13 protein-coding genes are annotated in these 13,764 nt (G+C 66.7%); 4 read left to right on the plus strand and 9 right to left on the minus strand.

The annotated features are described in order from the left end of the window. On the plus strand, positions 1 to 277 hold a 277-nt coding region (locus tag P4L93_05720), incomplete at its 5' end, for a hypothetical protein (GenBank protein MDR3686433.1). Here P4L93_05720 and P4L93_05725 read toward each other — a convergent pair. The 4 genes from P4L93_05725 to P4L93_05740 all read right to left on the minus strand — a co-directional run bounded on the left by P4L93_05725 (position 278) and on the right by P4L93_05740 (position 5,789). After that, positions 278 to 697, minus strand: coding sequence for a hypothetical protein (locus tag P4L93_05725; GenBank protein ID MDR3686434.1), 420 nt, complete (start codon positions 695 to 697; stop codon positions 278 to 280). It abuts the gene before it with no gap. Between the two features lie 55 nt (positions 698 to 752). Beyond that, entirely contained in the window at positions 753 to 2,093 is a 1,341-nt protein-coding gene (locus tag P4L93_05730) for an alkaline phosphatase family protein (GenBank protein MDR3686435.1), read from the minus strand. 49 nt (positions 2,094 to 2,142) lie between these two features. Beyond that, entirely contained in the window at positions 2,143 to 5,040 is a 2,898-nt protein-coding gene (locus P4L93_05735) for a helicase C-terminal domain-containing protein (GenBank protein MDR3686436.1), read from the minus strand. A 188-nt stretch (positions 5,041 to 5,228) separates the two neighbouring features. After that, entirely contained in the window at positions 5,229 to 5,789 is a 561-nt protein-coding gene (locus tag P4L93_05740; protein ID MDR3686437.1) for a hypothetical protein, read from the minus strand. A 123-nt stretch (positions 5,790 to 5,912) separates the two neighbouring features. On the opposite strand from P4L93_05740, the gene sdaAB reads away from it, so the two are divergent. Further along, positions 5,913 to 6,584, plus strand: coding sequence for an L-serine ammonia-lyase, iron-sulfur-dependent subunit beta (gene sdaAB, locus P4L93_05745; GenBank protein MDR3686438.1), 672 nt, complete (start codon positions 5,913 to 5,915; stop codon positions 6,582 to 6,584). On the opposite strand, the gene P4L93_05750 is transcribed toward sdaAB, so the two are convergent. The 5 genes from P4L93_05750 to P4L93_05770 all read right to left on the minus strand — a co-directional run bounded on the left by P4L93_05750 (position 6,581) and on the right by P4L93_05770 (position 10,841). Next, positions 6,581 to 6,907, minus strand: coding sequence for a hypothetical protein (locus P4L93_05750; GenBank protein MDR3686439.1), 327 nt, complete (start codon positions 6,905 to 6,907; stop codon positions 6,581 to 6,583). The two genes, sdaAB and P4L93_05750, sit on opposite strands and share 4 nt — an antisense overlap. Before the next feature lie 24 nt (positions 6,908 to 6,931). After that, positions 6,932 to 7,984, minus strand: a complete 1,053-nt coding sequence (locus P4L93_05755) for a 4Fe-4S binding protein (protein MDR3686440.1) — start codon at positions 7,982 to 7,984, stop codon at positions 6,932 to 6,934. A gap of 408 nt (positions 7,985 to 8,392) precedes the next feature. Next, the gene (locus tag P4L93_05760; GenBank protein MDR3686441.1) at positions 8,393 to 8,608 is read right to left on the minus strand and encodes a hypothetical protein; all 216 of its coding nucleotides are present in this window, start codon (positions 8,606 to 8,608) and stop codon (positions 8,393 to 8,395) included. 14 nt (positions 8,609 to 8,622) lie between these two features. After that, positions 8,623 to 10,479 carry a ferrous iron transport protein B gene (gene feoB / locus P4L93_05765; GenBank protein MDR3686442.1) on the minus strand — a complete coding sequence of 619 codons (1,857 nt, stop codon included), beginning with the start codon at positions 10,477 to 10,479 and terminating at the stop codon, positions 8,623 to 8,625. Between the two features lie 71 nt (positions 10,480 to 10,550). Beyond that, the gene (locus tag P4L93_05770; protein MDR3686443.1) at positions 10,551 to 10,841 is read right to left on the minus strand and encodes a FeoA family protein; all 291 of its coding nucleotides are present in this window, start codon (positions 10,839 to 10,841) and stop codon (positions 10,551 to 10,553) included. A gap of 777 nt (positions 10,842 to 11,618) precedes the next feature. Between P4L93_05770 and sdaAA the strand changes: the two genes are divergently transcribed. Both sdaAA and P4L93_05780 read left to right on the plus strand, forming a co-directional pair. After that, complete coding sequence (gene sdaAA, locus P4L93_05775; protein MDR3686444.1) at positions 11,619 to 12,497, plus strand: L-serine ammonia-lyase, iron-sulfur-dependent, subunit alpha; 879 nt, start codon at positions 11,619 to 11,621, stop codon at positions 12,495 to 12,497. 195 nt (positions 12,498 to 12,692) lie between these two features. Then, on the plus strand, positions 12,693 to 13,764 hold a 1,072-nt coding region (locus P4L93_05780; GenBank protein ID MDR3686445.1), incomplete at its 3' end, for an HAD-IC family P-type ATPase.

Genomic DNA, 13,764 nt, shown 5'->3' on the forward strand with positions numbered 1-13,764 from the left:
CGGCGCAATCGCCGGCACGTTCATCCAGATCGAGACACCTCCGCAGCTGCGCGGCCGAGTGATGAGCTTCTACTCGATCACGCTGATCGGACTGCCGTCGCTGGGAGTTCTGGGTGTGGGCGCGCTTGCCGAGTGGCTCGGCGGAGCGCAAGGGACTCCGCGCGCGGTGCTCTACGGGGCGATTCTGCTAGCGGTGATCCTGCTGGCCACCGCACCCACGATGCTGCGCGCGCACATCGAGCCCGCGAGTCCGAGCGATGCCAAGCGCGCGCCCTAGCTACTTGCGCGTGAACGTGAGCGCTGAGCCATTGGTTAGATTGCCGAGAACCGCCGAGACCTTCAGCGTGTTGCCGTCGAGCTGGTAGTACCAAAACGTGGGGCGGTCGGGGAAGTCCGCATACACGAGCGTGACCGTCGGCGCCCCCGAGTTGGAACCCGTCTGGTACGTGCCGGTAAACGCCACGGGGCTTCCGATGGCGCTCTTGCCGGCGTAGCGGAATCGGCCATCGGCGAAGAACGTGATGTCGGACAGGCTCGCGTCCTTGCCCGCCGTGTCCGGCGACGTCCACTGCCCCACAAGGCTGGCTTGCTTTGCCGGTGGCTGCTTTGCCGGGGCCTGCTTTGACGGGGCGCAGCCAAGCAGCGCCACGCCGAGCAGCGCCAAGACGCTTGCCCCGATCATGCACCGCTTCAGCAAGCCTGCGCTCCTTCGATCGGGGACGACGCTCGTCGCCCAAGGTGATGCCACAACATCATTTCGTCGCCGTGGGCGGATAGGGCGTGCCTTCCGGTGTCGCCTTGAGCAATACCGGCTTTCTCGGCGCCTGCGAAAAATCGAACGAGTCGATCAGGTCGTACGCCTGAGTGTCGCGCGTCGTAAGCGACGCCACCCCGAAGCGCTCCTCAACCAACTTGAGCCACGACTCGAACGACGCCATCCGATGGTCGATGAAGCCGCGTTTGGAGTAGGGACTGATCACCAGCGACGGAACGCGCAAGCCGAGCCCGTACTGATCGACCTTGGGCGGCATGACGTGGTCGTAGAAGCCGCCCCAGTCGTCCCACGCGATGAAGATGGCGGTGTGGTTCCAGTCAGGTCCGGCCATGACGGCATTGACCACGCCGGTCACGTAGGCCATCCCGTCCGCGATGTTGGACGGAGGATGCTCGCTTACGTCGTCTGAGGGGATGACCCAGCTGACCTGCGGAAGCTTGCCTTCCCGCGCGTCGACGTAGAACTGCTCGGTATCCACTAGGCGCGCGTACTGCGACGGGTCGTCGCGAACGGCCGGGAACGCCGGCAGCGGGTTCTTGTTCGTGTAGACCTGCGCCGCTTGCGTCTGATCCGAGCTCATGCCGACAAGCGCGTCGTCCTCGGTGTCGCCTACTCGGCCTTCTCGGACGTAGTACTTCCAGTCGATGCCGGAGTTCTGGAGCAGCTGGGTGATCTCGGGAAACGAGAACGTGTGCGGCACCGGAACCAAGGGGCCGCCAACATAGCCGCCGCTTTGGCCAGCGATGATGTAGAGATGCGACGGCAGGCTGTACGAAGCAACCGACTCGTACATGTGATCTTGGAGCACGAAGAGGTTGGCGTAGTCCCAGTAGTTCGGGATCTCGTGGTAGTCGTGATAGCCCATGACGTCTTGCGCGTTTCCGCGGCCTGGACCGAGCGGCGGACTGAGGGCAATCGATCCCCACGACTGGTTCAGGAAGCCATCCATCCGCCCGCCGTCGATGTCGGCAATCGCCGCGTCCCACCCGTGAGGACCACCGCGGTTGGTGAGCGACGTGTCGTGATACGGCGCCACGGTCTGGCCGAGAAGCCCTGGCACCTCAACGCCCGCCGGAATCCCATCGACGCCCGGATACGTGCCGAAGTAGTGATCGAAGCTGCGGTTCTCCTGGATGATGAAGACGAAGTGGTCGATCTTATCCAGGCCCGGTGGCCGGTCGGGCACGATTCCGCCGCCGTTAGCCTGCAGGTCGGCCGTCGTGATGCGCTTCGGGGGCGCCGCTGTGGGTTTCGCCGCGGGCTTGCACCCGCCGAGCGTGGAGGCGCATGCGATGGCGAGTGCGACAAGCACGGCCACGCGCCGATGCTCCGCTATCCAGCTAGGTCCGTGCACGTGCGCCCCCTTCCTACCGCCCGAAGCGCTCGCGAATCGCATCCACCACGGCGTCGCTCGACATGCGCTCGATGTCTGCGACGGGCAGCGCGCCGAGGAAGTCTCGGCCGTAACCCTTGGTTACCACCCGAGCGTCGGCGATGACGAGGCAACCTGTATCCGCGTTGCTGCGAATCAGACGCCCGGCCGCCTGCTTCAGTTCTAGCACGGCTTCGGGCAGCGTGTACCGGCGCCAAGCGCCACGGCCTTCGCGCAGCTCCCGCTCCTTGGCGAGCGGATCGCTCGGGCGACCAAAGGGGAGTTTGGGCACGATGACGCAGCGAAGCGTGTCGCCCTTGGCGTCGAAGCCCTCCCAGAAGCTCTTGAGCGCGAAAAGCGACAGGCGCTCGTCGGCGAGGAACTCGTCGCGTAGGCGCTTGGCCGACGTGCCACGCTTCTGACAAAGCAGCGCGATTCCCTCGCGCTCGAGGCGCGGCTCGAGGATCGCGTGCAGGTGCTCCATGTCTCGGCGATTGGTGAAGAGCGTCAGGACGCTGCCGCCCATCGCCTGATGAACGTTCTCGATGAGCGTTTCGAGGTCGGCGAGGTAGCCGTGCTGGTTGGGCTCGTGCAGGTCAGTCGGCACGAACACCGACATCTGCCGCTCGAAGTCGTAGCTGCTGGTCAGCCTCAGCGATCGCCAGCGCGCATCGTCGAGCAGGTCGAGTCCCACGCAGTGTGCGAAGTGCGCGAAGCTCTCCCCCGTCGCGATGGTCGCCGAGCAGAACACGACGCTCTGTACGCGCTCGTAGAGGTCGTCGGCGAGCACCTGTCCCACGTCGAGGCGCTCGGCACGCAGCTTCTCGGCGTCTCGGTCCCGACGGCGATCGAGCTCGACGCTGTAGACGAGCGACTCGTCCTCGCCATCGAGAACCGCGACGAGCCCTGCCTGCTGGTCGGCAAGGCGCGTGAGGAGGCCGGCAAGATCCGCTCGGCCATCGGTGTACTCCGGGCCCAGCTCCTCTATCAGCGTCATCAGCTCGCGACCATCTCGAAGCAGCGACTCGAGACGCTTGGCCAGTGACGTACCGGTCGATGCAACGACGCCCCACGGGCTGGTGTCGCGAGTGCCCTCGGTGACCCACAACTCGGCGCCGTCGTAGGCGCTCTCGCCCGCGAGCGGCGCGAGGTCTTTGACGAAGTCGAACAGCGAGTCGGACAGCGTGAGGCACCGCTGCGTCTGCTCCTCCATGCGTACGATGACGCCGAGAATGCCCGCCACACCCTCGCCGCCACGAAGGGAGCGGCGCAGTGTCTCGAGCAGCCCGCCGCGCGTCTTGCTCGCCAGCCCGCCCAGCACCGTCGACAGTTCGACGTGGCCGGCCCCGACCGTGAGCTGCTTGCGCGCCTCGGTCTCGGCGGAGTGCGCCTCGTCGACGACCCAGTGGCGAATCGGCGGCAGGATGCCGCCCTGCGCGACGACGTCGCGGAAGAGCAGAGCGTGGTTGGTCACGACAACGTGTGCGCTGCTGGCTCGGCGGCGCACGCCGTGCAGGTAGCACAGCTGTGGGAAGAAGCGGCATCGCTTGTGCGTGCAGTCGGCCTGTGACGCTTGGATCGCTGTGCGCAGCTCTCGGCGGCCCCAATGGAGGTTGATGGCGTCCAGATCGCCCCAGCTCGACTGCACGGTCCATGAGTAGAGCGAGGCAATCGTCGAGAGGCGATCGTCATCGGCGCCGTTCTCGCCCAACTCGCTGCTGTAGCGCTCGAGCTTGCGCAGGCACGGGTAGTGGTCGTACCCCTTGAGGGCGACGTAGCGCAACTTCCCGCCCAGAGCGGCGTTCAAGCGCGGCAGCTCGTGATAGACGAGCTGGTCCATGAGCGCGTTGGTCTTTGTCGCCACGCCCACGCCCACTCGGTTCTCGAGCGCGTAGAGCGCCGCCGGCACCAGGTAGGCGATCGACTTGCCCACGCCGGTGCCCGCCTCGATGGCAACGTTCGTACGGGTGTCGAACGCCTCGAGCACCGCACCAGCCATCTCGAGTTGCTCGGCTCTCGACTCGAAGCCCTCGTACATGCGCCCGGCGATGCCCTCCGCGGTGAACTCCTCGAGCACGCGCTCGGGGGTGGGGCAGACGGTCGCGATCTCATCGGCGTCGTGGAGCGCCTCGGCTTTGTCGGCAGCGACACGCTTGCGGCGCGCCTCCTTCAGGTCGAAGACGCTTCCGGGCTCGGCGCCTGCGAGATGCGCGAGCACCGCGCGAAGCGGCCACTCCGTGTCGGGCGCGAAGTCGGTGATGCGATGGAGCAGCCCGGCCGGCAGGTCGCTCGCGCCGACGAGCGCGATGCGCCACACGGCCGCTAGCGCGAGCACGTCGTGCAGCGCGCGATGGGGGGCGCCATCCGGACGCACGGTGAACGCCTCGGAGAGGTCTGCCAGCCGATGCGAGCGCAATCGTGGCAGTCCCACGCGCACGAGCTGCAACGAGTCGAGCCAGCGGCCGCGAAACGCATGACGGCCGGCGACGCGCTCGAGGAACGAGCGGTCGAAGCTGACGTTGTGCGCGACCACGTCTCGGCCACCTACGAACTCGAGCAGCCGCGAGACGACGGCCTCGACGCTGGGCTGGCCGGCGACCATCTCGTCGGTGATGCCGGTGAGCTTGGTGATTTCCAGCGGTACCGGCACGAGCGGGTCGACCAGTTCGTCGAAGGTCGCGACAATCTCGGGCCCGCGCAAAATGGCTGCAGCGATCTCGATGACGTGGTCGCGCTCGCAGTCGTAGCCCGTAGTCTCGATATCGACGACCGCGACCTCGTCCTCGAAGCCAAAGACCATCGTCCGGGCGCGCTCGGCGAGCGTCTCGTAAGACGCAACCACGTCGGGGTCGGTACCCGGGACGAGAAAGCGATGCAGGGCCTCGGAAGTCACCCGCCGAGAGTACCAGACGGGGCTGACATCGGCGGGTCGATCGGCCGTCAGGTGGAGCGTCCGGGGGCGCTCGGTACATCAGCGGGCAGCGCGCGCCCTAGAAGCGTGACAGCCGGTCCGACGAAACAGCAGGGCGCCCCTCTCGGGACGCCCTGCGGGCAAAGCTCGTGTGCGGTGCGAGTGGCGGCTTAGAGCGAGCCACCCATGGTGCGGCCCTTGACGTACCAGGTGTTGCCCACCTTGGTGAACACCCAGGTGTAAGTGATGTTCATCGCGGGGGTGTCCTCTTCGAGGACGATCGACGTGTCGGCGCCGGACGCCGTGGAGGCACTCTGCTTGAAGCCCGTGATGCCGTAGGGCTTGAGCTGAGTGGCCATGCCGTCTGACGTGCCGTACGAGGACTTCGAAGCCAGCGGAAGCAGCCCGAAAGCCGTCTTGTAGTCGCTCGCCATGACGGCGGCGGAGTAGGCCTTTATGGCCGCATCCGGCGTCACACCGGCGGCCAACTTGGTCGCCGTCTTGGGGTCAAACGGAGCGTTCGTCGCGGGCGCGGTCATCGCACTGCTCGGCGCGGCGGCGCTGGTGCTCGACGAAGCAGCAGTCGTCGAGCTGACCGAAGCGGTCGGCGACGGGAGAGCGGTCGTACGCTGGTAGATCATGAAGCCGACGATAGCGGCCAGCAGAACAGCGATAGCGACCAAGGCGTAGATGATCACCTGTTGGTTGCTGCTTTGGGTCTGATCGGGCATTGGCTTTCCCTTTCGTAAAACGTAACTGGCTTGCCTGAACGGCGCTTAACGCGCCCGCACACTATACTCTGGCGGCGCGTATCTCGTACAGCACCACACAATTCACGATGCTAGGATGAGCGAATGGCGCGCCAGAGAAGTGTTTTCGACATTGTGGGTCCTGTGATGATTGGGCCCTCCTCCAGTCACACCGCCGGCGCTTGCCGTCTCGGCGAGCTGGCTCGTGCCATCTTCGCCGAGACTCCGACCCACGCTCGCATCCTGCTCCACGGCTCCTTCGCCTCCACGGGCCCGGGCCACGGGACAGACATCGCGCTCGTTGCTGGGCTGCTCGGCATGCACCCGGACGACGAGCGACTGCCCAACGCCCTGGAGCTGGCTCGCAACTCCGGTCTGACCGTCGAGTTCGCCGAGGCGGACCTGGGCGACTCGCATCCCAACACCGCGCAGTTCGAGCTGTGCGACGCGGAGGGCCACACGATGTGCGTTCGCGGGTCCTCGTTGGGCGGCGGCGACGTCGTCGTCAACCAGATCGATCACTTCGAAGTGGAGATCACCGGCGACCTGCCCGTGCTGGTCGTGGGCCACGTCGACCGGCCGGGGGAGATCGCCGCGGTTACCAGCCTCCTTGCCGAGAGCGACGTCAACATCGCCTCGATGCAGGTCTCGCGCGAGCAGCGTGGCGCCAACGCCCTGATGCTCATCGAGACCGACGCCGTGGTCGACCGCGTGACCGCCGAGCGTATCGCCAAGCAGCCGGGCGTCACGAGCGTGCGGCGGGTCTCGGCGGTCTAGGGCGTTGCTGGAGTCGCGGCTGGCTGTGAAGCCGCTGCGGCCGACCCCTGCGCGGCTGCGGCCGCCTTAACCTGCGCGTGGCAGTCGGTGCACCACGACGTTGCGTGACAACCCATGCAGTCCGCGGTGGTCACGTCGCCGTCGGCCAACTCCGTGACATGCGACTTCTGTGTCCAGTCCGCAGGGTGCGCCTGGGGGTGGCACATCAGGCACCGATCCATCCCCGTCCCCGCGGCAGGCGCCGGCGCCGGGGCCGAGGCGATCATGCTTAGCGCGAGGAAGAACACCGCGAGCGCTGCGAGGGCAACAGTGAGGGGCTTCATTGCGTGGGGCTCCTTCTCGGCAAGCTACATCGGGAGGTGGACGTCGGAGGACATCTGCAGCATGGCTCGGTACTCCTGCGGCGAGAGGCCGTTGCCGAAGTGGCCGGTGATGACCGCGACGGTCACCACCGCCAGGAAGACGACGATGAACATCAGGCCGAACGAGAGCGGGTCGAGCGTCTTGGCGCCACCGAACTTGAACGCCAGCGTGTCGCTTTGCGGGCACGCGCTGACGCAGCTGGTGCAACCCATACATTCTGCCGAGACCACGGCGCCCTTGGAGTGCGCAACGTCGACGCCGTTGGGGCAGACGCGGTTGCAGCGTCCGCAGTTGGTGCAGGTCGAGTCGTTCTTGGCGAGCACGGTGGGGCTCAGCACGCCGAAGATCCCCTGCAGCGCGCCGTACGGACACAGGTAGCGGCACCAGAACGACTTCACCGGGATTGAGACCACCATGATCGCGCCAACCGCTGCGATGATTCCGATGCCGAACTTCGCATAGACGTCGAAAAGCTTCATGTCGGCGACCGCGTAAAACGGCGTGCCCATAAACGCGCGCAGGCTACCTACCGGAGCGCCGAGCAGCCAGAACAGGAACAGGAACGTTCCCACGTACTTCAGTCCCACAAGCGCGCGGTCGAGCCATTTGGGTACGCGGACGTTCTTGCCGAACAGCTTCTGGCCGAGCTTGGCGAGGTACTCCGAGATCATGCCAATGGGGCACAGCCACGCACACGGCGCTCGGCGGAAGAGCCAAGCCGTGAGGAGGATGGCGACGAGCACCACGATTGCAACGGGATGCAGCGTGTCGAAGTAGCCGGTCGCAAGCCACGTCTTGAGCGCCGCCAGCCCGCCGAGTGGGAGGAAGGCATCGGCGACGTTGGGACGAGGTGCGGCGACACCCGTCCCGGTCTGCACGTAGCTCCAGAAACGCACGTACTCGAGAAGCGCGATGAGCAGGCTTGCGATCAGCGCCAGGCGCACGGAGTCTCGAAACGAGAACGGCCAGCGCCTGGTCTTGACAGCCGCGGGCGCCACAGGTGGCGAGGCGGACTTCTGCCGACGTGTGGAGGACAACCTGACTCCTTCTTGCTTCCGCTCTCGCGGGAGGTTCGACTGGGAGCCCAGGACTGCCGGATCGCGGGCACGAACAAGAACATTACGATAGTCGAACAGTCGGGCGCGTAATGCTACTGTTTCGCGCCCTCTTCCATAGAGTCTCCACAACCCGACGCTCGCGCGGTGCTTCTAGCACGGGAGCCGAAGCCACCTGAGGCTGGCCGAGAGGCTTGGTCGGCCGCGCAGGCAATCCTCATCCCTAGCGTGCGGCGTGACCATCGCCGGCTGTCAGCGCGGGGCCTCACCGTGCGCGCTCGGGTCGTAGGTCGGGTCGAACGAGAGCCGCATTGGCGGCAAGCTCCCCTCGCGCGCAACGGGTGGTCGTCCCATTTCGGCACAGCGGTGCGAGGGGCAGCCGAGCAATCGCTAGTGCGAGAGCGGCGTGCCTGCGTGCTCGGAGTCGTCGTCTGCCTCGTCGCTCGGGCGGTTCGCCGGCGGCGCGGCTGCCGGGCCCGCGCTGCAGCTACTGCCGCAGGTCGAGCAGGCGCCGTCGCAACCGAGCAGCTTGAGCGTGTTGCACCGCGGGCAGCGGATCTCCGGCGATGCCAGGCCGCACGACGGACAGATCGGCAGGATTGCCATCTTCGCAGCCTCCTCTACGCGATTCGCAGGATGTGAGCGATCAGCCCGCCGAGTAGAAATGCCAGCGTGAGCGAGCCCGCGAGCAGGCCGAGCATGTAAGCCCAGCCGCGCTCGCGGAGCACCACCATCGTGCTGGCGACGCACGGCACGAACAGGGTGATGGTCACCATCGCCACCAGCATCTGCGCGTTGCTCAGTTTCATCGTGAAGAAGCCGGCCGCACCGAAGTCTCGACGAATCATGCCCATCACGAACGCGGTCGACGCCTGCGGCGGCAGCCCGAGCCAGCCCTGCACGAGCGGCTGAGCAAGTCGCTCGATTGCAACCAGTCCCCCGGTCACCTGCAGGACGCCGAGGAACAGCGAGCCCAGCACGAAGAACGTCGTGACCTCGGTCATGAAGCTCCAGACCTTCGTGCCGGTCTTGCGCACAACGTTGTCTAGACGCGGGAGTCGCAGCGACGGCAGGTCGATGAGCAGGTCGGTCGACTGCCCCGGGACGAGGCGGTTGAGCGCCGTGCCCAGCACGACGAACACCAGCAGGAGAATCGCGAAGTACGCGGCGGTGTAGACCGGTGGCGTCGTGGCCATTAGCGCCGCAACGATTCCCAGCTGGGCCGAGCATGGCACCGCGATCGCCATCAGCGCGGTTGCGATGAAGCGCTCGCGGCGCGAGCCAAGGATGCGTGTCGACAGCGTCGCCATGGTGACGCAGCCCAGTCCGAGGATCAGCGGGATGACGGCGCGGCCGTTGAGACCCATCGACGTGAGCGAGCGGTCGGTGAGCGCAGCGATTCTTGGCAGGTAGCCCGTGTCTTCGAGCAGCGACATCATCAGGTAGAAGCCGATGACCAGCGGCAAGATCACGCCCAGCAGGGTGGCCGGAGTCATCGTCAGCACGCCGAACTGGCCTACGAGCAGGTTGTAAATCACGGTGCCCGACGCAAAGACGTGGCCGACGACGCCTGCGATGAACGGCGACCAGTGGCCCTCAAACACCACGCCACGCAGGAAGTCCACAAGGTTGCCGGCGATCAGCCGGCCGAAGAAGAAGTACACCGCCGTGAGCAGCACGATCAGCATCGGGATGCCCGTAGCTGGGTGCATCATGGCGTGCGACAGCTTCGCCGAGAAGCTCGCGCCCATGTTGGTCTCGTGGATGATATGGCCACAGATGTCGTTGACGCGGTGGCGGCGGCGAAGGTAGATCTCCTCGCGCTGAGTGCCCGGCGTCAAGCCGTGACGCTCGCTTACGATCTCGTCGCCCTCGAGCACCAGCAGCCCCTCGGCGCGGGTGCCCACACGAGACGCCATCTCGACCAAGTCCGACTCGAGTTCGACGTCGGCGTGGCCGGGCCGGGCTTTGGCAAGCGCCGCCTTCAGCTCGTCGAAGCCCTTGTTCTCGACAGCGACCGTCTCGATCACCGGCACGCCGAGCAGGTCCTCGAGCAGATCGCGGTCGATGCCCACTCCGCGCTTGCGTGCCTCATCAGCCATGTTGAGCGCCACGACCATGCGCTTGCCCATGTCCACGAGCTGCAGCGTAAGGAACAGGTCGCGCTCGAGGTGCACTGCGTCGACAACGTTCACCACAACGTCGCCCTCGAGGATGATGTCGCGCGCCACGGTCTCTTCGTCGTTAAACGAGCTGACGCCGTAGACGCCCGGCGTGTCGATTACGTCATGCCCGCCCAGGCGCCCGCGCGTCAGCTCGATGGTGGTACCGGGGAAGTTGCTTACGTCGACGTACGTCCCGGTCAGGGCGTTAAAGACCACCGACTTGCCTACGTTGGGGTTCCCAGCCAAGACGATTGTCTCTGAACTGGGACGGGCGACAGTGCCTGCCGCTGAATGGCAATGAGCATCGCTCACTGTTGGTTCCTCCTGGTCGTGCTGGCTTGTCTGCGGTGCGCAGGAGCGCTCCGGTGCGGCCTTCTGCCGCTCTACGCAAGCCTGCGGACGCTGATTCGCTTTGCGAGCGAACGTCCGACGGCGATCTCCTGGCGACCGCTCTTGATGACGAGCGGGCCGGCAGGGATCTTTGTCACGCACTCGACGTTTGCGCCTTCGCACATGCCGAAACGAAGCGCCTGAACACGGGCGGCCGTGTCATTGACCGAGATGATCTCGAACTTCTCGCCCTTGCTCATGCAGTCGAGGGTGCAGGTCTCACACACGGGCGGAACGATGCTGTGAGCAGCGGTTTCTGATGGTGTTTTGTGCAGGTCGCTCACAGAAGCTCCTTCCGGGTGCTCGGGATTGCAGTGTGGTTCTGTAGTTCCGATCGGCAATACTTAGTACGTACTAAGTTTCTGCCTGACCACAGATTACTACTCGCCCTATGCCGCGTCAAGGATAAATCTGAGCGAATTGGTGGGGATTGTGACGGATGGGCGGAATCGGCCGCCCCAAGCCCCTATCGCACGCTGCTGGCAAGCACCAAGGCTGCCCGCAGAAGCGCCGGCAGCACGGGGACCGGAACGCGCATCGCGGAACCGGAACCCTTCACTCCCACGCGCCATAGATTGAGCTGCAGATGCGGAAGTTGCCCCCAGGTGCCGAACCGGTGATGGGCGGGATGAGCTGCGATCTTCCCAGCCCAAAAACCACGCGCCGCCTCGGCGGAGAGGCGGCGCAAGCAGGGTCGGAAGATGCGGGCGGTGGGGTCAGAGGGATGCCGGGTCCACAAGCGGGGCGTCGGCACGCTCACCGCAGCTTGTCGGAACCTGTAGCTGTCGTGCGTCTGGCTGAAGACGCCTCCACGCTGGACTCGGTAGCGGACCGTCCCGGCCGCACTCAGGTCGTGCGCATCGATCGTGCTTAGGTAACCGTAGCGCCGCTCGCGTTTCGGAGTCAACGTCGCCGGAGCGGTGCCTACGTGAACTCTCGTGTCACGCCCTCACGGCGAGGCGCAGCATCATGGCCGGACGCGCGCGTGCTGCCGCGGGGTAGAATCCTCGTCGGGCCTGGCCACGCATCCGCGCGCCGCCCGCACACGAAGGGAGCCCGACGTGGCGTACGCGTCGTTTCATGAACTGCTCGCCGCCGCCGAGAAGGCCTCAACGAGCTTGGGCCACGCCGTGCTCGCCCTCGAAGTCTTCGAGACCGGTGCCGAGGAGCACGTTCTTCGCGCCCAGATGACCGAGTCGCTGGGCGTCATGCGCGGCGCTATCGAGAAGGGCCTCGACGGTCAGGTGAAGTCTCGGAGCGGGTTTGTCGGCGGCGATGCTCGGCGGGTCGTGGAATCGGACGCCGGCCCCATCGGCGGCACGTTCGCCGACGCGATCGCCGGTGCTCTGGCCGTCGGCGAAGTCAACGCATCGATGGGGCGCATCGTGGCCGCTCCGACCGGTGGCGCCTCTGGCGTGCTGCCAGCCGTCGTGCTCACCGTGGGCGCACAGCGTGCGGCAAGCGAGGACGCGCTCGTAGACGCGCTGTTTGCCGCCGCTGGCATCGGTGGGGTCATCGCGGCGCGCGCGACGCTCTCAGGTGCGGCCGGCGGCTGCCAGGCCGAGATCGGCTCGGGCTCGGCGATGGCCGCCGCAGCCGCCGTGCAGCTGTCCGGCGGCACGCCCGAGCAGGCCGGACACGCGGCCTCGCTCGCGCTTCAGGGCCAGATGGGACTCGTGTGCGACCCGATCGCGGGGTTGGTCGAAGTGCCGTGCGTGCACCGAAACGCGACCGGGGCCGCCGTGGCGCTGGCCTCGGCGGAGATGGCGCTGGCTGGCGTCCAGTTCCCGGTACCGTTTGACGAGGTCGTCGACGCGATGGGCTTGGTCGGCCGGTCGCTCCCGCCGAGCCTGCGCGAGACTGCGATGGGCGGGCTGGCTGTCACCCCCACCGGCCGCGACATGGCCTCGAAGGTGACTGGAACGGGCTTCGCGGGCTAGCCAGCACGCGGCAACCCAAGCCAGCAAACCCTTGTTTCGGGTACGCTTCCCTTGTCGAGAGGGAGTAGCGCTCCGGCCGCACATGCCGGAGAGGCAGGCCGACAGACCCGGGCCGCGTGCCCCGGTTCTGCCCATAGCAGCGAGACTCTCGGCGGCGACACCACCCGTGTCCTCCCGCCGAAAGGACCTGCGCAGATGCCCGAGACGCACCCCGAGCCTCGACCCAACGCCGCATCGCCACCGCACACCCACCCTGCCGAGAAGGTCGCGAGCGCACTCGGTGCGGACGCCGAACGCGGGCTGACCGCAGCCGAGGCCGCAACCCGCTTCGCGGCAGCAGGCGTCAATCGCCTCCACGAGGAACGCGTGACCCCTGGCTGGCAGATCTTCCTGCGCCAGTTCCAGGACTTCATGATCTACGTGCTCGTGGGCGCCGTGGCCATCGCTGCGTGGCAGGGCGACGTGATCGAGGCGGTCGCAATTCTCGCGATCCTGCTGCTCAACGGGGTGCTCGGCTACCTTCAGGAATCGCGAGCGCAAAGCGCGTTGGCGGCGCTTAAGCAGCTCTCGGCTCCGACGGCGACGGTTGTGCGCGACGGTGTGGAGCAAGACCTGCCTGCCGAGGAGCTCGTTCCTGGAGACATTGTGCTGCTCGAGGCCGGCGACGCGATTCCAGCCGACGGTCGGCTGCTCGAGGCCGCTGCGCTGCGAGTCATCGAGTCGGCGCTTACCGGAGAAAGCGAAGCGAGCCTCAAGGACGCGCGCGAGGTCTCGCCGGCCGACGCGCCGCTCGGCGAGCAGATCGGGATGGTGTTCGCAGGTACCGCAGTGGCTGTCGGGCGCGGGCGTTACGTGGTCACCGCCACGGGCCAGGCCACGCAGATGGGTCGCATCGCCGATCTCCTTGCGGGCACCGCCGAGGAGGACACCCCTCTGCAAGTCGAACTCGACCGCGTGGGCAAGCGGATCGCCCTCATTGTGCTCGCCATCGCCGCCATCGTCTTCGCCGAGGAGGCTCTGGTCGCCTTCCGCGTTCTGCACGAGACCGGCGCGGCGGCGGCCCTCGCGGATCCCGCGTTCCGCGCCGCCGTGACCAACGGGCTGCTGGTTGCAGTCTCGCTGGCCGTTGCCGCCATCCCCGAGGGTCTGCCCGCGATCGTCACCGTGGCGCTGTCGCTGGGCGTGCGCCGCATGGCCGAGCGCCCCGCGCACCGGCGACCCCGCCACGCGGTATTTAATGTTTCGGCGACCACCGTGATCTTCACCG

This window comes from Coriobacteriia bacterium, from assembly GCA_031292615.1.
Classification (GTDB): Bacteria; Actinomycetota; Coriobacteriia; order Anaerosomatales; family JAAXUF01; genus JARLGT01.